This is a genomic window from Salegentibacter echinorum, assembly GCF_900129445.1.
GTDB lineage: Bacteria > Bacteroidota > Bacteroidia > Flavobacteriales > Flavobacteriaceae > Salegentibacter > Salegentibacter echinorum.
Window position 1 is genome coordinate 167,753 of record NZ_FQVT01000002.1, and the last position, 18,429, is coordinate 186,181.

Annotated in this window: 15 protein-coding genes and 1 tRNA gene; 6 read left to right on the plus strand and 10 right to left on the minus strand. The window is 35.4% G+C overall.

What is annotated here, in order from left to right; all coding sequences use genetic code 11:
• Nucleotides 1–344: 344 nt before the first annotated feature.
• The 3 genes from mnmG to BUA71_RS04465 are packed head-to-tail and all read right to left on the minus strand — an operon-like array spanning nt 345 to nt 5,901.
• Entirely contained in the window at nt 345–2,216 is a 1,872-nt protein-coding gene (gene mnmG, locus BUA71_RS04455; protein WP_072877174.1) for a tRNA uridine-5-carboxymethylaminomethyl(34) synthesis enzyme MnmG, read from the minus strand.
• A gap of 18 nt (nt 2,217–2,234) precedes the next feature.
• The gene (gene ybeY / locus BUA71_RS04460) at nt 2,235–2,654 is read right to left on the minus strand and encodes an rRNA maturation RNase YbeY (protein WP_072877748.1); all 420 of its coding nucleotides are present in this window, start codon (nt 2,652–2,654) and stop codon (nt 2,235–2,237) included.
• On the minus strand, nt 2,647–5,901 hold the full coding sequence (locus BUA71_RS04465; RefSeq protein ID WP_072877176.1) for a coiled-coil domain-containing protein: 3,255 nt from the start codon (nt 5,899–5,901) through the stop codon (nt 2,647–2,649). The genes ybeY and BUA71_RS04465 overlap by 8 nt, the downstream gene beginning before the upstream one ends.
• A 124-nt stretch (nt 5,902–6,025) precedes the next feature.
• Here BUA71_RS04465 and gltX point away from each other — a divergent pair, with 124 nt between their 5' ends.
• Complete coding sequence (gltX, locus tag BUA71_RS04470) at nt 6,026–7,543, plus strand: glutamate--tRNA ligase (RefSeq protein WP_072877178.1); 1,518 nt, start codon at nt 6,026–6,028, stop codon at nt 7,541–7,543.
• Between the two features lie 130 nt (nt 7,544–7,673).
• On the plus strand, nt 7,674–8,615 hold the full coding sequence (locus BUA71_RS04475; protein ID WP_072877180.1) for an SPFH domain-containing protein: 942 nt from the start codon (nt 7,674–7,676) through the stop codon (nt 8,613–8,615).
• A 116-nt stretch (nt 8,616–8,731) separates the two neighbouring features.
• Here BUA71_RS04475 and BUA71_RS04480 read toward each other — a convergent pair whose 3' ends face one another.
• From BUA71_RS04480 to BUA71_RS04495, 4 genes are all read right to left on the minus strand, one after another.
• On the minus strand, nt 8,732–8,959 hold the full coding sequence (locus BUA71_RS04480) for a DUF6327 family protein (protein ID WP_072877182.1): 228 nt from the start codon (nt 8,957–8,959) through the stop codon (nt 8,732–8,734).
• 3 nt (nt 8,960–8,962) lie between these two features.
• Complete coding sequence (locus tag BUA71_RS04485; protein ID WP_072877184.1) at nt 8,963–9,313, minus strand: phage holin family protein; 351 nt, start codon at nt 9,311–9,313, stop codon at nt 8,963–8,965.
• 9 nt (nt 9,314–9,322) lie between these two features.
• Nucleotides 9,323–9,709: a YtxH domain-containing protein gene (locus BUA71_RS04490; protein WP_072877186.1), complete on the minus strand. Its 387-nt coding sequence runs from the start codon at nt 9,707–9,709 to the stop codon at nt 9,323–9,325.
• A 139-nt stretch (nt 9,710–9,848) separates the two neighbouring features.
• Entirely contained in the window at nt 9,849–11,525 is a 1,677-nt protein-coding gene (locus BUA71_RS04495; protein ID WP_072877188.1) for a glutamine--tRNA ligase/YqeY domain fusion protein, read from the minus strand.
• Nucleotides 11,526–11,816: 291 nt separating this feature from the next.
• Here BUA71_RS04495 and folB point away from each other — a divergent pair, with 291 nt between their 5' ends.
• Together folB and BUA71_RS04505 are read left to right on the plus strand one after the other, a co-directional pair.
• A complete protein-coding gene (gene folB / locus BUA71_RS04500) occupies nt 11,817–12,173 on the plus strand; it encodes a dihydroneopterin aldolase (RefSeq protein ID WP_072877190.1) in 357 nt (118 codons plus the stop codon).
• 52 nt (nt 12,174–12,225) lie between these two features.
• Nucleotides 12,226–12,296, plus strand: a tRNA-Cys gene (locus tag BUA71_RS04505).
• Nucleotides 12,297–12,605: 309 nt separating this feature from the next.
• Here the strand turns inward: BUA71_RS04505 and BUA71_RS04515 are convergent.
• From BUA71_RS04515 to rnr, 3 genes are all read right to left on the minus strand, one after another.
• Complete coding sequence (locus tag BUA71_RS04515; protein ID WP_072877194.1) at nt 12,606–13,322, minus strand: LysE family translocator; 717 nt, start codon at nt 13,320–13,322, stop codon at nt 12,606–12,608.
• Nucleotides 13,323–13,351: 29 nt separating this feature from the next.
• A complete protein-coding gene (locus BUA71_RS04520) occupies nt 13,352–14,023 on the minus strand; it encodes a head GIN domain-containing protein (protein ID WP_072877196.1) in 672 nt (223 codons plus the stop codon).
• 113 nt (nt 14,024–14,136) lie between these two features.
• Nucleotides 14,137–16,329 carry a ribonuclease R gene (gene rnr / locus BUA71_RS04525; RefSeq protein WP_072877198.1) on the minus strand — a complete coding sequence of 731 codons (2,193 nt, stop codon included), beginning with the start codon at nt 16,327–16,329 and terminating at the stop codon, nt 14,137–14,139.
• 1,175 nt (nt 16,330–17,504) lie between these two features.
• Here rnr and rpiB point away from each other — a divergent pair.
• Entirely contained in the window at nt 17,505–17,933 is a 429-nt protein-coding gene (gene rpiB, locus BUA71_RS04530) for a ribose 5-phosphate isomerase B (protein ID WP_072877201.1), read from the plus strand.
• 46 nt (nt 17,934–17,979) lie between these two features.
• Nucleotides 17,980–18,417, plus strand: coding sequence for a GNAT family N-acetyltransferase (locus BUA71_RS04535; protein WP_072877203.1), 438 nt, complete (start codon nt 17,980–17,982; stop codon nt 18,415–18,417).
• The last annotated feature ends 12 nt before the right edge of the window (nt 18,418–18,429 follow it).

Consider the following 18,429-nt stretch of genomic DNA (forward strand, 5'->3'; position numbering starts at 1 on the left):
CCTATATTATTTCTAAACAAGTTATGTCATTTTTCGAGTTTTGATGTTTATCAAAATCAGACTATATTCTTTAAAATTCGCTTTGAAATTTTAGTTTCGTGATAATCTACACTGCAACATAATTCACGAATTTTACAAAATCTACAAGTCAAGAACTCTAACTCTCTTAAAGAATATTTTAATGATTAATTCAAACTTTTTTTAAACCATAGATTAGGCAAAATACTTCTTCAAAACATTAAAATGGGCTGAATTTTATTTCTAAAATCCAACCCAATATTTACTACTAATATTCAAAAATAATACTTTAAACTTATTGATGTTCCACGTGGAACGTTAGATATTTATCTTCCCAGATAAACCAGTAAAACCGAAATATCATTAGGGCTCACTCCACTAATTCTTGAGGCTTGTGAAATAGAAGTTGGCTGAATTTTATTCAGCTTTTCCCGTGCTTCAAAAGACATTGATTTTATCTTCGAATAATCAAAACCTGAAGGGATTTTTACATCTTCCAATCTATTCAATTTATCGGCATTATTCTTTTCCTTCTGAATATAACCCGAATATTTTACCTGAATTTCGGTTTGCTCCAGCATTTCGGTATTCAAATTATGTTCTGTTATGTACTCCTCTACCCCAGGAAAATTCCGAATATCTTTCATCGTAATATTTGGTCTCGAAAATACTTTAAAAATCTTATCGCATTGTTTCATTAAAGAAGAATTATTGGCTTCTAAAATGGGGTTCGCATCATTATGGGAAACACTTTTATTCCGAAGAAACTCAACAAAAGCCTCTGACTTTTCTTTCTTTTCTTCCATCTTTTTCATTCTCTTTTCAGATGCTAAACCAATTTTATAGGAACGTTCCGTTAACCTAAAGTCGGCATTATCCTGTCGCAATAAAGTACGATACTCGGCACGCGAAGTGAACATCCTGTAAGGCTCTTCGGTACCTTTAGTAATCAAATCATCAATTAAAACACCAATATATGCCTCATTCCGTTTTATAATAAACTCTTCCTTCTCCTGTACTTTCAAGGCCGCATTTACACCTGCCATTAAACCCTGGCAAGCCGCTTCTTCATAACCCGTGGTCCCATTAATTTGCCCAGCGAAATAAAGACCTTCAACCAATTTAGTTTCCAGGGTATGCTTTAATTGTGTTGGTGGAAAATAATCGTATTCAATTGCATAACCGGGTCTAAAGAACTTCACATTTTCAAAACCGGCGACAGAACGCAAAGCTTTAAATTGAACATCTTCGGGTAGTGAGGTAGAAAACCCATTCACATAAACTTCTACCGTATTCCAACCTTCAGGTTCAACAAATAGTTGATGCCTATCTTTATCGGCAAACCGATTAATTTTATCTTCTATACTGGGACAATATCTAGGCCCAATACTTTTAATTCTCCCATTAAACATGGGCGATCTTTCAAAACCTTCTTTCAAGACCTCATGCACCTCTGGTGAGGTGTAGGTCATATAACAAGAGCGTTGTTTTTCTAAAGGTTTGGTTTCATCTAGAAAAGAGAATTTTGCGGGTTCTTCATCCCCGGGCTGCTCAATCATTTTAGAGTAATCTAAAGATCTCCCATCTACCCGCGGTGGTGTACCTGTTTTCATTCTACCAGATTCAAAACCTACATCCTGCAGGTCTTTGGTAATTCCGGTAGCAGCCCTTTCCCCTGCTCTACCACCACCAAAGTTTTTATCGCCAATATGAATCAAACCATTTAAAAAAGTACCATTGGTCAAGACTACGGTTTTAGCTCTTATTTCCAAACCTAAAGAAGTTTTCACTCCTTTAAGTTCGTCCCCTTCTAAAATAAGCCCCGCGACCATCTCCTGATAAAAATCGAGGTTTGGCGTTTGCTCTAATCTAAGTCGCCAATGTTCAGAAAACATCATACGGTCGCTTTGCACCCTGGGGCTCCACATGGCAGGTCCTTTAGATTGATTAAGCATTTTAAATTGTATCGCACTGGTATCACTTACCATTGCGCTATAGCCGCCCAAAGCATCAATTTCACGTAATATTTGTCCTTTCGCAATTCCTCCCATAGCGGGATTACAGCTCATTTGAGCAATATTTTGCAGGTTCATGGTAACCAACAAGGTTTTACAACCCAAATTTGCGGCTGCAGCGGCAGCTTCGCTTCCTGCGTGCCCCGCTCCAACTACAATTACATCATATTCATTCTCGAACATAAATTCTCTCTTTCATATTTATTGTTCCACGTGGAACAATGCAATTTTTTCGTCTTCCTTTTGTCGCATTAAAGTGGCTTCACTTTCAGTTTTATCTTTATAACCACATAAATGTAAAATCCCGTGTATAATCACTCGTTTTAGTTCTTCAGAAAAATCAACATTATATTCCCTGGCATTTTCTGTCACACGATCTGTGCTTATAAAAATATCCCCGTGTAATTCATCTTCCTGCGAATTATCAAAAGAAATAATATCGGTATATGTATCGTGTTTTAAAAAGCGTAAATTAATCTTGTATAAATAATCATCGTCACAAAAAATATAATTGATCTCACCCAGGCTTTTTCCTTCCGATGAGATGACCTTTTTAATCCAGGCGCTTATAGCCTCCTCATGCTCCAACTCAAAATCATTCTCACTGTGAAAATTAATTATCCTTTCGTTCAAAATAAGATTTTACTTTTTGTTTATAAATTTCGCGCAAAGGTAAGCTTTGTCTGTTTAAAATTTCAAGCGAATTGAAATATTCTTTTGCCTTAATACTTTGATCTTTAGTAGTATTCTTAAAGTCCCGTTTATTAGTTTGGGACTCACGTTTCTCATTTTTGCCCTGCTCAATTTGTGCTTCATCATATTCCATAAGATCGTGGGCTAATTTCTGTAATCGTTCCTGGTTTTTAGGATCAAAACCTTTATCTAAAAGCTCCTCTTCAGTTCGCCTCATTTCTTCAGCAAGTTGATCTCCTTTAGCATCCCTTTTATTTTTGTTTAATTCCTGAAGCTTTTGTCGTAATTCCTGTTGTTGCTTATAAATCTCAAATAATTCTCCCATTTCCCCGTCGGTCATGGATTCTCCTTTCGTTCTTCCGCTTTCGTTCTGCTGGTCTTTAGCATTTTTCTCGAATTCCTTATTTAATTCCTGCTGTTTCTTAATAATATCCTGTAACTGAAAATCGGCATTTTCTCCCTGTCCTTTTCCCATTTGTGGATTAGCTTGCCTTTGCATGGAAGAGAGTATTTTACTTAAAAGATAAGCTAAATCATTTGCACCGGTCACTACATATTGCTGACTCGAGGTTCCTCTACTCACTTTATTTTGCGCAAGACGTTCTAAAGATTTTTCAAGATCAAACTCAATATCCGTAAGTTTTTTGGTAATCTCTTCGCTAATCATACTATTACTTAAGGCCAGCGAATAAAGACTATCATCTACGTGTTTAAAGTTTTCTTTTAAGATATTTTGTCTTCGCAATTTCGAAGCATACAAAGCATTATTCACTTCCATCTCATTAAAGTCTTCCAGAAGATCTTCCTGCTCAAAACTAAACGTAACCAAATTATCCAATATTTGTCGTAAACTTTCAATATTTGCTTTAAGTTGCCGGGTACTTTGTTGCGCAGCTTTTTGTTGCATTTTACGACTCATTTCTTTCATTTCCTGAGCTGCGTTTTGTTGTTTCTCCTTTGCACCTTCCGGCTTTTTATTTTGTAAATCTTTCTCGGCATCACGCAAATCTTTTTCTATACGTTCTTCTGAAATTTTATCCCGCTCAAGTTCTTTTGGTTGCTTAAGAGCTTTATTATCTTCTCCCAACTCCTCCATTTGCTCCTGAAAATCCTTAAATTCTTCGGCTATTTTCTTCTGATTTTCCAGCGAATTTCTTGTCTCCTCTTCTGAAACTTGTTCTTGTTTTTCTGAAAGTCTTTTTAAATCCCTGGCTAATTTTTGAAGCTTTTCTTCTACATAATAAGCTTTGGTCAACTCCAATAGCTGCTCTAAATTACGTTCTTCATTTTGATTCTTTTTGGAAAGTTCTTCCAGTTTATTTCCCAGCTCTTCCCGGTTAATCTTATCGGCTACTTTTTTTAATTCCTCCAGTAAAGCTTCGTTTTCTTTTAAGCGTTCTTCATTGCGCTCCAACCTATTTTTTAATTCTTCTTTTTGTGCTGCATCCTTAGTATTATTTTCTGACTCATCTTCTAAGGTTCTTTTTAATTTATCGGCATAATTGCGCATCATTTTAGATTGCTCTTGTTGACGCTGAATAAAATTATTCAACTTTTTACGCTGATTATAATCCAGGTTCTTTTGCTCCTTCTGCAACCTGTTTAATTCATCCAATTCTTCCTCTGAAGCTTTGATGTTTTCTAAACTTTTATTCAAATCTTTTATGGATTCTCCTTGCTGGTTTAATTTTTCTTCTTCGATTTCCTCAATAGTTTTCCTACGGAAGTTAAAACTTCGGCTTTCTACAGCTTTAACACCATTAACCGCGTCATTATCCCATACCTTGAAATAAAATGTATAATTTACTCCCGGCCTTAATTCTAAATTTCCCGGGAATGTATAATGAAATTGTTCAAAATTTCCTTTAGAAATACTAATTCGTTCACTTTTTACGCTATCAATTTCATTTTCAGGGTAATAAACCAAATTTAAGCGCGATAAACCGTGATCATCAGATATTTTCCCATAGAAATATTGCGTAACCTCATCTATACTATCCAGTTTTTGCTTTACCTCCATTTCCGGTAATTCGTCCTTAATTACCCTTATGTTATAATCTAAAGCTTCAAAATCTTTGATATTCTTATTGGTCGTACTTAAGCGGTAAGCTATATTTTTATAAACGGTTTTAGAAAATTGAAGGTTTTTATCTTCAACTTTCAGTTTATGCAGACTGTCTTCCGTAGAAAAATTAAGGATATCGGTATTTATGGTATTAAAATCCCACATAATTTTGGTGCCCTCAGGTACTCTCACAGATCCCGTTCCAGATAAACTGTCATTTATTTTTCCGAGGTATTTGGGATAATTAAACTTCATCATAAAGTTTAATAATTTAGGAACCTTAATGACATTTAACCGATAGTTCCTGGAAGAAACACCATTGCCGATAAGCATAAAATCCACGTCGGTTTTAAGCTTGCTAAAAGTATATTCAAATTTTCCGGGAGCAATTTTTTTTAAAAAATAACGCTGATTGTTATAATGTATTTCGGGTCTTTCTGGAGTTATTGTTCCTTCCGAAGCAATTAAAATCTTATAGTCGGTATTCTCACGGGCACTTAGGGAATCATTCAAAATTAAAAACCGAAATGGCGCTGGTGCCTCAAAACGCACATCGTGTTTTGCTAAACGATCTAAAGGGGAAGTGATAAGAGTTATATTACCCGTGATTAAAAATCCTAAGATTAAAATAACCGGAAACAGTAGATATTTAAGGTATTTAGTATTGGTTTTGTAGGTAACGGCAGCGGTAAAAGGAACCGCCTTAAGCTTTGCAGATTTTTGGGCTATCCCAGCCAGCAATAATTCAGATTGTTGGGGATCGTTTTTTAATTGAAGTATATTGAGTAAACTGTCGTTTACTTCTGGAAAATGAATTCCTATAATTTTGGCTGCTTCCTCTGCAGTGATCCCGTTAGTTAGTTTAAATAGTTTAGCGAGGGGAATTAAAATAAAAAATATAAACAGCACTCCTCCTACCCCTACCAAAAGCCAAAACAGGAAAGTTCGCCAGGTAGAATTTAGCCAAAGAAAATGTTCTACAAGCAAATTAACGAGCAAATAGATAAGACCGGTGGCACAAAATAAAATGACGCCTTTTAGAAGTTTATTCAGATAAAATTTCCTAATAAAGGCTTCCAGCTTTTTTTTAACCTGTTTGTAACTATCCATCCTACATCATAATTCGAGCTTAAAAATACAATAATTTTAATGGAGTGAAATTACACAGTATTGCACTTACAGCCATTGGGTTTCCTTACAGAAGGTTGTATCTTTGTGCTCAAAACAAGATAATATGTCTGCTAAAGTCCGCGTGCGATTTGCACCTAGTCCAACCGGCCCTTTACATATTGGAGGGGTAAGAACTGCTTTATATAATTATTTATTCGCCAAAAAACACCAGGGCGATTTTGTACTTCGCATAGAAGATACCGATCAAAACCGGTATGTAGAAGGTGCAGAAAAATATATTATTGATGCGCTAAATTGGTGCGGAATTGGTTTTGACGAAGGTCCCGGGAAAGAAGGAAATTATGGTCCCTATCGCCAAAGCGAACGTAAAACCAGTTATAAACAATACGCAGAACAACTTATAAATAGCGGTGATGCCTATTATGCTTTTGATACCGCCGAGGAGTTAGATGCCTATAGGAAAGATCACGAAGCAAAAGGAAAAACCTTTATTTACAATTGGCATAATCGCCAGAAATTGCAGAATTCTCTTTCACTTTCAGAAGAACAAGTAAAGGAAAAACTGGAAAAAGAGGATAATTATGTAATTCGTTTTAAGTCTCCCGCCCAGGAACATTTGTTGATCAAAGACGAAATTAGGGGTGCGATGGAGATTGATACCAGTACTTTAGACGATAAAGTTCTATTTAAAAGCGATGGGATGCCTACCTATCACCTGGCTAATATCGTTGATGATCATTTAATGGAAATTACCCATGTAATTCGTGGCGAAGAATGGTTGCCTTCCCTGGCCTTGCATTTTATGTTATATCGAGCGTTTGGCTGGAATGCCCCAAAATTTGCTCATTTACCACTTATTTTAAAACCACAGGGAAAGGGAAAATTAAGTAAACGTGACGGGGATAAATTAGGATTTCCGGTATTTCCTTTAGAATGGCAAGATCCTGAATCTGGTGAAATATCCAGCGGATATCGCGAAGAAGGTTATTTCCCAGAAGCAGTTACCAATATGCTGGCTTTTCTAGGTTGGAATCCCGGTACCGAAGAAGAATTTTTTAAGCTGCAAGAATTAGTGGAAGCTTTTGAATTGGATCGCGTTCACAAAGGAGGCGCTAAATTTGATCCCGAAAAAACTAAATGGTTCCAACAGCATTATATGCAGGAAGCAAATGATAAAATTATTGCTGAAAAATTAGAAGAAATCCTTCAGCATAAAGAAATAAAAACTTCTTCAGAATATGTTTTAAAAGTGGTTAAGCTTATGAAAGAGCGCGCCATTTTTGTTGACGATATTTGGGAGCAGGGCTATTTCTTTTTCGTTGCTCCTACTTCCTACAACCCTAAAAACGCAAAGAAAGCCTGGAAAGTAAATACCGCCACCTTAATGCAGGAACTTACAGAAGTTTTAGAAAAACAAGAAGAGTTTAAAGCTGAAGTGGTGCAAAACAATGTAAAAGCCTGGATCCAGGCAAAAGAGGTTGGGTTTGGAAAAGTAATGCAACCCTTTAGACTGGCGCTTGTAGGCGCTATGCAGGGTCCAGACCTTTATGAAATAGCTGAAATGATAGGAAAAAAGGAAACTATTTCTCGTTTAAATAAAGCCATAGAGATATTGGGGTAATTTTAGTCTATACCGTATTAAAAAAGCTGTCTTGAATTATTTCGAGACGGCTTTTTTAATTTTCAATAAAATCTTCTGTCTAATAAAAGTTTCAGTATCTTGTTGAACAATTTTCAATAAATATTCAACTATGATTAGCTACGTTTTTCTGCCCATTATTATCATTCTAGGTCTTGTAATTTTATTCAGCGGAATTTTTACCGTAAGACAACAAAAGGCGGCTATTATTGAGCGCTTTGGTAAATTTAGAAGAATAAGTAATTCAGGCTTACATTTAAAAGTGCCAATAATAGACCAAATTGCCGGGCGAATTAATTTAAAAGTGCAGCAATTAGATGTTTTGGTAGAGACTAAAACCAAAGATAATGTTTTTGTAAAACTAAAAATTTCGGTGCAGTTCCAGGTAATTAGGAATAACATTTACGATGCTTTCTATAAGTTAGAAAGCCCATCTGACCAGATTACCTCCTATGTTTTTGATGTTGTTCGAGCCGAAGTTCCTAAAATGATCTTAGATGACGTGTTTGAGCGTAAGGACGACATCGCTATTGCCGTTAATCGAGAACTAAATGAATCTATGCAGGATTATGGTTATGACATCATTAAAACGCTTGTAACAGACATTGATCCCGATGAACAGGTAAAACAGGCTATGAACAGAATAAACTCGGCAGAACGCGAGAAAGTAGCCGCAGAATACGAAGGAGAAGCCGAAAGAATACGCATTGTGGCCAAAGCACGTGCTGAAGCCGAAAGTAAACGCTTACAGGGACAGGGTATTGCCGATCAAAGACGTGAAATTGCCCGTGGTCTTGAGGAAAGTGTAGATGTACTGAACAATGTTGGTATCAATTCACAGGAGGCTTCAGCTTTAATCGTAGTAACGCAGCACTATGATACTTTACAAGCGGTTGGCGAAGAGACCAATAGCAATCTTATTTTACTACCAAACTCACCACAAGCCGGGAGCGAAATGCTGAATAATATGGTAGCTTCGTTTACTGCATCAAATCAAATTGGGGAAGCGATGCGCAAGAAAAATGAAGAAATAGAAAAGAAGAAAAATAAATAAGATATCTTAAGTTATTTACGCAAAATAAGAAAAGGTTTGAAATCTTGATTGTATGCTGTAATAGCAAATACGCTCAGAAGATTTCAAACCTTAACTTAGTTGTTATAAAAAATACGCTATCTCTTAACCATTACCTTTTTAAGCCCGGTAAGCTTGGCCACTGCTTTAAAAATTAAAGCTTTTTGCAGGACTGATCCCACCATATTACCAGCGATAGTCACTGGTGAAACTGCACTCTTTGTCTTAGCCAAACTTAACTTCATTTCTTCTTTATCGATATCTGTTTGAAGTTTAAGAATTTCAAGATCACGATCTATTTCTTCGTAAGAACTATATTGCTTCATGACCTACTTATTAAATATTTTTCTGGATAACTTTACCAATAAAAATTTTTGAAGTGGTTTCTTACCAAATAGCAATACTAAAATGAATAGCAAAACATAGAAACCGCCTACAATAAAATATCCTGCACTTGGTACATCTAATGCATTACTAATGGCAATAGCTACAGCGACAGAAAGAATAATTAGAGCAAATAGCAAAAATAAGCCCATAAGCACACCCAGTATAACGGCTGTAAGACCTTTAGTGGCCTGCTTAAAAATTTTGAGCTTATAATATTCAGCATTACTGTCTGCGTAAGCTTTTAAATGCCTATTTAACTCCTCTATACTGTCCGATAGTTTTTCAAATGCCATAGAAATGCCTTATACTACTGCTTTATTTGGTTTATCACTATCTTTATTATCCTTCACCGCTTTTTTAGCGTCTTTAGTTAATTTTGCGTTTTGCTTTCTTAGCTCTTCCAGCTTAGCTTCCATTGCAGTAAGCACATCATCTGCTTTATGACTGGCAGATGAAAGAGTTTCTTCTAAACGATTTTCAAAATCCTGTCTGGCTTTTTTAGCCTTCTCAGTTAGATTAGATGAAGTTTCATTATATTGCTTATTAAGCTTGTCCTGAGCCTTTTTAGACTCACTTTTAATTTTTTTGCGGGTTTTTTCTCCGCTATCTGGGGCATATAATAGTCCAATTCCTGCACCAATTGCTGCGCCAGTAATTAAAGCTAAAAATGTATTTCCTGAATTTGCCATAATAGTTTTCGTTAGTTTAAGTTATTACAATATCCAAATATACAGTTTGGTACGAATGTTTGTTGTTAATAACCGGTTAATATGTTAAAATGCTTTACTAAAGTATTCTTAAAAAGCAACTTAAGCAAATCTTAGTTCTTTATTTCTTCTTTGCCCAGGAATCTCTTAAGGTTACCGTGCGATTAAAAATAGGTTCCCCGTCTTTAGATTCCTTATCTACACAAAAATACCCAATTCGTTGAAACTGAAATTTATCCTGTACCGCTGCCGATTTTAAACTTGGTTCTACAAAACCTGTAATAGTCTCAAGGGAATTTGGATTTACAAATTGCATAAAATCTTTTTCCTTATCACCATCTGGATTTTCTACGGTAAATAACCTGTCATAAAGCCTAATTTCAGCCTTTAAGGCATGCTTCACAGACACCCAATGCAAGGTTCCTTTTACTTTTCGTAAAGATTCTTCACTACCACTTCCACTCTTACTTTTAGGATCGTAGGTACAGTGAATTTCGGTAATATTTCCTTCAGCATCCTTTACTACATCTTCCCCTTTTATAATATAGGCGCTTTTTAATCGTACCTCCTTGCCTAAGGTAAGCCTAAAGAATTTTCTATTCGCACTTTCTTTAAAGTCTTCCCGTTCTATATATAATTCTCTCGAAAATGGAATATTCCTGGTCCCCGCAGTTTCATCTTCAGGATTATTTTCAGTCTCTAAAAACTCTTCCTTATCTTCATCATAATTAGTAATCACTAATTTAACGGGATTTAAAACACCCATAACCCTGGGAGCCGTTTTATTGAGATCTTCTCTTGCACAAAATTCCAAATGTGATGCGTCTATGATATTTTCACGTTTTCCAACTCCTATAGATTCTGCGAATTTCCTAATGGAATTTGGGGTATAACCGCGTCTTCTAAGTCCCGAGATCGTGGGCATTCTAGGATCATCCCAGGAATTTACCACACCCTGCTCCACCAGCTGCATTAATTTACGTTTGCTTACCACGGTATGGCTTAAATTTCGCCTGGCAAATTCCCGCTGTTTGGGTTTTAACTCACCACGCTGTGCCACTTTTTCCAAGAACCAATTGTACAATTCACGGTGCGGTAAAAATTCTAACGTACAAAATGAATGGGAAATACTTTCTATAAAATCACTCTCCCCGTGCGCCCAATCGTACATAGGGTAAATCTTCCAGTTATCTTTAGTACGATGATGATTTTTATGTAAACAACGATACATCACAGGATCCCGCATCAACATATTTTTGGCAGCCATGTCTATTTTAGCCCTTAATACGTGACCTCTTTCTGGAGTATCCCCGTTTTTCATTTTTTCAAAAAGTTCCAAATTTTCAGCTACAGCACGATTTCTATATGGACTTTCTTTACCGGCTTCGGTTGGAGTTCCTTTTTGTTCGGCTATTTCTTCTGAAGTTTGGCTGTCAACATAGGCATCCCCATTTTTAATGAGTTCTACCGCCCAATCGTATAACTGTTGAAAATAATCTGAAGCATAACATTCCTTCTCCCACTTAAACCCTAACCATAAAACATCGTTTTTTATGGCATCTACGTACTCCTGCTCCTCTTTGATAGGATTTGTGTCATCAAAACGAAGGTTTACCGGTGCACCATAACGTTCTCCCAGGCCAAAATTAAGACAAATGGAAGAGGCGTGACCAATATGTAAATACCCGTTAGGTTCTGGCGGAAATCTAAATTTAAGCGACTCCCGGCTATGGGTTGATTGTAAATCTTCTTCTATGATTTGCTCAATAAAGTTGAGCGATTTTTTTTCTTCAGTCATAATTAAATTCTAAGCTTCAAAGTTATAAAAATTAAAAAGCCTACCACATTAGCTTTTTATAAAGCTTAAGTTTTTTATTGGTTTTTTCTGATTATTGTCCTATTTGGAATATCTTACAGAATATACTCGCTTTAATGCTCAAAAAAACCTTTAGAACCCCTGGAATTATTGCTTAATTTTTAAAAGGATTGAGAGGCATTTCACAAATAAAAATAGGGTGCTCTCAAGAAACTAAGACGCAAATAGATAGGAAAATCTCACAGCCGACTTATATTTGTAAAAAAATTAACTTTGGGAAGCATAAAATTGAAAAACATCAAGGTATTTGCCTATCACGGCTGCCTAGATGAAGAAGGAAAAATAGGGAGTGATTACCGGGTAGATCTTAAAGTGAAGGGAGATTTATCACATTCAGCAAAAACCGATGCCCTTGCAGATACCATAGATTACGTGCATTTAAATAAGATTGTAAAGGAAGAGATGGCTATTCGCTCCAAGCTTCTGGAAACTGTCGCAGAACGAATTTTAAACCGGGTTCTGGAAGAGATAACATTGGTTAAGAAAGTAAAGATTGAAGTTTCTAAGATAAATCCACCAATTGGAGGAAATGTGGCGATGGTTAGCGTAATAAGAACTAAATCACGCTAATTTTTTGTTTTAAAACTTAAAAAATTTGTTACATTTGCCAAGCCTAACAAAAGGCATCGTGGCCGAGTGGCTAGGCAGAGGTCTGCAAAACCTTGTACAGCGGTTCGAATCCGCTCGATGCCTCAAAAAGCTCCTTTTTTAAGGGGCTTTTTTTATGGGCAAAAGTAAGATGGGAAAGTGTATGGAATGGAATGGTGCAGCGGTTCCCCCGAAGCCTCGCGAAACTCGATGCCTCAAAAAGCTTCTTTTTACAAGCTTTTTTTATGCTTAAAATTAAATCTGAAAGGCTTAAATTATTATTTCATATAGTCGTTCATTCATTCCCGGGCGCATACTAATAAAAAAACCAAATCTTTAGGTTCCAATACTTATCTATACTAATTGAATAATTATGAGCAAAATAGACAGAAAAGGAAAATACTTAACTACCTTTTAAGAAGCATAGTCATTTAAATTCACATCTACGTTACTTATAGTTTCAATTTGCTCTTTGATTTCTTTCACCTGGGAAGGAAAAAGCCCCTGAAATATTAATACACCTCCAAAAACAATCAATAGAATACTAATACCTTTTTTCAACAAGTAAATACGCGTTGGGGTAAGCTTACGTTTTAATTTTTTAGCCAATAAAATTTTAAAAATATCCAGGATAAAATAAGTTCCTAAAACCGATGCAAAAAAGACCATAATACGATCCTGTTGCATATCTAATTTTGGACCAAATACAATTATTAATCCCAGCCAAAAGCCTAAAACGCCTATATTTATAAAGTTGAGCAAAAAACCTTTTCCAGCAAGCCCAAAATAACCGCTTTTGCTGAGTTTTTTAACTTCGGGTACTTCTTTATTTTTCTTTTTCTTTATTGTTTTTCTGGTCTTAATAAAACTCATCACCCCATAAGTGGTGAGAATAACACCACCAAAAATAAACAGGGCAGGATCATCCTTAATGCTATTGAGCAGTTTAGTGGTACTTAAGTATGCAATACATAAGAAAACGATATCGGCCAGGATTACACCTGCATCAAATGCAAGTGCAGCCCGAAAACCTTTAATAGCAGCGGTTTCCAGTAATACGAAAAACACCGGACCAAGTAAAAAAGCCAGAAAAAGCCCCAAAGGCAGGGCTGCTAATACATCCTGAAACATTCAGCTCAAGTTTTTACAAAGGTAGGCTTTTAGTTTTTTCTAATAACTTTTCCGCCAAAGAGTGTATTCTCATCAATGGTTTTAGGATTCCCATAGACATTCACAGTTCCTCCGGCCCTTACCCGAGCTTTAACCTGTTCACTGGCAGTAATATCTGCAGCACCACCGGCTTTTATTTTAATATCTACATGCTCAGACCTTAAATTTTTTGCATAAAACTTACCACCGGTATTGATAGCAATTTCCTGGTTTCTAGTTTTACCTTCAGCTTCAACCACTCCCCCGGTATTACTGTCAACATACAAATTATCTAATTTGACATTGGCAAAAACATCGGCTCCTTCTGAAGCATTTAGGTATAAATTATCCTGTTTTAATTTAGATTTTACTTCAATAGAAGCATTTTGCCTGGCATCTATCCTTTCAAGGTTTTTAAACTGAATCCTAATCTTTGTATTGTCGTTATCCAGGATTTCATCAATACTCATCCTCACCTTTAGAATCCCATTTTTAATTTTGAATTTCACATCGGTTCGGTTTCTACCGGTAATATAAGCCTTGTTAGAATTAGCTTGTTCTAAAACCACATCTAAGCCGTTATAGACCTTTATTTCATTAAAATCTTCTAAATCCTGCGTCAATTCCTGAGCGTTGATAAAACCAAAGCCCAAAAAGAATAAAATGAATATATACTTTTTCATGTTTTTACTCGATAATCGATATTTATCCTGATCCCTATTGTAAGCTCCAAGGCTTACCTCGAAATCAAATTAGTACTCCTTTATACTGCCTCGTGAGCTTATCCAGAGGTCATTTATTCGTTATTTTTCTTTTTCCCAATAAGTGTAAAATCCAGATGCCTTTTTACTAAATCGGCATTTTTAACCTTTACCACAACATCGTCTCCCAACTGATAGGTTTTCCCTGTTTTGCGGCCTACAACTGCATAATTATCGGCATCAAAATCATAATGATCACCACTTATATCACGCAAACGAATCATTCCTTCACATTTATTTTCTACTATTTCCACAAAAATGCCAAAATCTGTTACTCCAGATATTACTCCCAAAAACTCCTTGTTTTCGTGGTCTTGCATAAACTTTACCTGCATATATTTTATAGAATCTCTTTCGGCATTAGAAGAAAGGTTTTCCATTTCGCTGGTATGATGGCATTTTTCATCATACTCGTCTTCTTTGACTGATGGTTTATCCTCTAAATAACGCTGCAACAAACGATGCACCATCACATCGGGGTATCGTCTAATTGGTGAAGTAAAATGCGTGTAATAATCGAAAGCAAGGCCATAATGGCCAATATTTTCTGTGCCGTAATAAGCTTTACTCATCGTTCTTATCGCCAGGGTATCTACCAGGTTTTGTTCTTTTTTTCCCTGTACATCCTGTAGTAATTTATTAAGGGAGGAGGTTACCGTTTTACGGTTTTTTAAGTTTAATCCATGACCAAATCGAGATACTAAATTGTTTAAAGAAACCAGTTTTTCCTCATCGGGTTCATCGTGACAACGATAAACAAAAGTTTTCTTTTTCTCTTGTTTTCCAATGAATTCGGCTACCATTCTATTTGCCAAAAGCATAAACTCTTCAATAAGTTTATTGGCTTCTTTGGCCGTTTTAAAATAAACCCCAACCGGATCGTTATCTTTATCCAATTTAAATTTCACCTCTACTTTATCAAATGAAATAGCACCCTGGCGCATCCTTACAGCGCGCATTTTTCTCGCCATTCTATTTAAAGTAAGTACAGCTTCAACAATTTCCGGTTGCACCGTATAAGCTTTCTCCTGAATGGAAATATCTTTTGGAATCTCATCTTTTTCAGTTTCAATTATATGTTGTGCTTCTTCATAAGCAAAGCGGGCATCAGAATAAGTTACCGTTCTACCAAACCATTCTTTAACCACTTTTGCGTTCTTATCTAACTCGAAAACAGCAGAAAAAGTATATTTTTCTTCATTAGGTCGCAAGGAACAGGCATTGTTAGAAAGAACTTCTGGCAACATAGGTACTACCCTATCTACCAGATAAACCGAAGTTGCGCGCTCATAGGCCTCTTCATCTAAAATATTACCCGGCTGTACATAGTGGGAAACATCGGCAATGTGAATGCCTATTTCCACATTTCCGTTCTCCAATTTTTCGAAACTAAGAGCATCGTCAAAATCTTTGGCATCGGCGGGATCTATGGTAAAAGTAAGTGCATCCCGCATATCCCTACGCTTTTTTACCTCTTCGGGTTGAATGGAAGTATCTAATTTATTGGCAAAATCTTCCACTTCTTCCGGAAATTCATAAGGCAAACCATATTGTGCCAGGATTGCGTGGATTTCGGTATGATGTTCTCCCGGAGCTCCCAGTACTTTTTTAATACTACCAAAGGGAGAATCGGCTTTTTCAGGCCAATCTTCCAGGCTCACTACTACTTTCTCTCCGTCTTTCGCATCTTTCATCCTGTTCTTCTGAACAAAAATATCAGTGTACATTTTGGGATTATCGATAACTACAAAACCAAAATCTTTCTGCATTTCTAAAATGCCCACAAATTCTGTGCGCTTCCTATTAAGGATTTTGGTTACCTCACCTTCAGATTTTTTATTCCTGCGGCGTTTATAGATATAAATTTCCACCTCATCACCATCGAATGCGGTATTTAAGTTATTTGGAGATATAAAAATATCGTCGTCAAGATCTTCCACTACTGCATAGGCATAGCCCTTGGTAGTCATATCTATTTTTGCAGTATAATAATCTTTTCCTTTATTAATTTTGAATTTACCACGTTCAACCTGTTCTATCTGCTTTTTTCCCGCTAAATGGGCTAACTTTTTAATAATATTATTGCGACTTGTAGCATCATTTACGCCAAGTTTTGCGGCAATTTGTTTATGGTTAAAGTTTTTTCCCGGCTCTTTTCTCAAGATATCGAGAATACTTTTGGAAAGATCTCCTTTAATGGGAGATTTATTTTTTTTCTTTTTACTCATTTCGATAATTAAAAGATAAAATTACGGCTTCTCAAATATATTAGCCAGATTTCACATTAAAGTTTTGTTAAGTAGCTTAAAATAAGCTTTACCTAAATTTAATTTAACTTCAAAAATGAGCTCAATTTTCTATTTATTACTCTTCTATCCAAGCTTTAAAATTTAAGTTTGAATTATTCTGAAATAAAATAAAACCCCGATTTTATTTTAATATTTTATTAATAAAAAATAATCAAATCACGAATTTATATTTTCTTGTTTTTCCAATTAATTTTTGAAGTTCTTCTGCATCAGAAACATACAAATTTCAATTAAATAATTAGTAGTATATTTTAGTAATCGCCATCTTTTAATTTTAGAAAATTATTATTGAAACTTCCATTCCTAAACTATTTTTATTCCAAGGCTATTTTAAAAATTTCCCTTTTTAAAAATCTTTAAATTTAAGTTTTACAAAAGCTTGATGTTCAATCACTCAGGCTAAATGGGCCTTATTTGAATTCAAAGTAGCGAGGTATTTTAAATTTTAAAACCCCTAATTTTAAGTAAGTTATACTATTTTTTAAGGTAAATCTGTTTTTGAAAAGGGAAATTAGCTCAATAACAAAACTAAGAAGTTTTCTATTTCAAAATCAATTTTTATAAAACATCTCATTCGGTTATTAACAATATATACTATTATTATTATTTCTTCTTTTTTAAAAAATTAAAACTAATGGTTATTATAGGCTGTTAATTTGTAGCACAATTATTTTGAACTTTATTTGGTATTTCAGGAAGCTCTTTTTTATACCGGGTTATCAACATCTATATTGAAACTTAAGCATCTGACATTCTTATACTTTTAATACTTTCTTAACAAAAGTTAATAACTACCATCCCGGAATTATTCTTTAAAATTTTAAAAAATATTCCTGTTCACAACCTGTTTTTATATGCTGATAACTTTTCTAAAAATAGCCGACTTATAATTTGATTTTGAAGAATAAAAAATCCATTTGAAATTTTAATTGAAACCTGCAAATAAGTTTCTCAGTTTCTCATCAAAGCTTATTCACAATTATATGTTTATTGTAAACACCTGATTTCTAAAGAAACCAAAAAAGTAATTAACAATTGATAATAACCCTGTTAGTAAGCGGTTTTTTTACCTTTGTAACTTAAAATATATATAGATGAAAATAGCAATTGGAAACGATCACGCCGGTACTTCTTATAAGAAAACGGTTGTTGAACATTTGAAAAACAAGGGAATAGAAGTTATTAACTATGGTACTAACAGTGAGGAAAGTGTAGATTATCCAGATTTTGTGCATCCGGTGGCAAACGATGTGGAAAACAATACTGTAGATTTTGGTATCATAATTTGCGGAAGTGGAAATGGTGCTAATATGACCGCTAATAAACACCAGGGAGTTCGTTCGGCGCTTTGTTGGACAGGAGAAATCACTAAACTGGCCCGGGAGCATAACAATGCCAATGTATTAAGTATTCCCGCCAGGTTTGTTTCAGAACATCAAGCTGTAGGAATGGTAGATTTGTTTTTGCAAACCGCTTTTGAAGGTGGCAGACATCAAAACAGGATTAATAAAATTCCTGTATGAGAGTAATTGTTTCCAGAAGAGGATTTTTAAAAATTAAAACGATTATATGGTGCTTTTAATCAAAACGTTTAGGGAGCTCAGTTTGGAAGAATTGTATGAATTGCTCCAATTGCGTTCTCAAATATTTGTGGTAGAACAGGATTGCGTTTACCAGGATATTGATGGAAAAGATGCCGATGCGCTGCATATTATTGGAAAAAAGGACGGAAAAATAGTGGGATATGCCCGCTGTTTTCCGCCTAAATATTATTTTGAAGAGGCCGCAATTGGTCGGGTTTTAGTAAAGGAATCCCAGCGCAAATATGGCTATGGGCACCTTATTCTTAAGGCGTCAATTAATGCCATTGCAAAACACTATAAAACACAGGAAATTAAGCTTTCTGCACAACAATATCTAACCGCATTTTATGAAAGCCACGGCTTTATGCAAATAGGCGAAGGTTACCTGGAAGATGGTATTCCCCATATTGCGATGCTGAAATAAAGTTATAAATGG

Excerpts from the sequence above, each read along its gene's own strand:
- BUA71_RS04475 (WP_072877180.1), top strand. The coding sequence starts at position 7,674 with ATGATTAGCTACGTTTTTCTGCCCATTATTATCATTCTAGGTCTTGTA.
- BUA71_RS04465 (WP_072877176.1), bottom strand. The coding sequence starts at position 5,901 with ATGGATAGTTACAAACAGGTTAAAAAAAAGCTGGAAGCCTTTATTAGG.
- gltX (WP_072877178.1), top strand. The coding sequence starts at position 6,026 with ATGTCTGCTAAAGTCCGCGTGCGATTTGCACCTAGTCCAACCGGCCCT.
- BUA71_RS04490 (WP_072877186.1), bottom strand. The coding sequence starts at position 9,709 with ATGGCAAATTCAGGAAATACATTTTTAGCTTTAATTACTGGCGCAGCA.
- rpiB (WP_072877201.1), top strand. The coding sequence starts at position 17,505 with ATGAAAATAGCAATTGGAAACGATCACGCCGGTACTTCTTATAAGAAA.
- BUA71_RS04480 (WP_072877182.1), bottom strand. The coding sequence starts at position 8,959 with ATGAAGCAATATAGTTCTTACGAAGAAATAGATCGTGATCTTGAAATT.
- BUA71_RS04495 (WP_072877188.1), bottom strand. The coding sequence starts at position 11,525 with ATGACTGAAGAAAAAAAATCGCTCAACTTTATTGAGCAAATCATAGAA.
- rnr (WP_072877198.1), bottom strand. The coding sequence starts at position 16,329 with ATGAGTAAAAAGAAAAAAAATAAATCTCCCATTAAAGGAGATCTTTCC.
- mnmG (WP_072877174.1), bottom strand. The coding sequence starts at position 2,216 with ATGTTCGAGAATGAATATGATGTAATTGTAGTTGGAGCGGGGCACGCA.
- BUA71_RS04485 (WP_072877184.1), bottom strand. The coding sequence starts at position 9,313 with ATGGCATTTGAAAAACTATCGGACAGTATAGAGGAGTTAAATAGGCAT.
- BUA71_RS04520 (WP_072877196.1), bottom strand. The coding sequence starts at position 14,023 with ATGAAAAAGTATATATTCATTTTATTCTTTTTGGGCTTTGGTTTTATC.
- BUA71_RS04515 (WP_072877194.1), bottom strand. The coding sequence starts at position 13,322 with ATGTTTCAGGATGTATTAGCAGCCCTGCCTTTGGGGCTTTTTCTGGCT.
- BUA71_RS04535 (WP_072877203.1), top strand. The coding sequence starts at position 17,980 with ATGGTGCTTTTAATCAAAACGTTTAGGGAGCTCAGTTTGGAAGAATTG.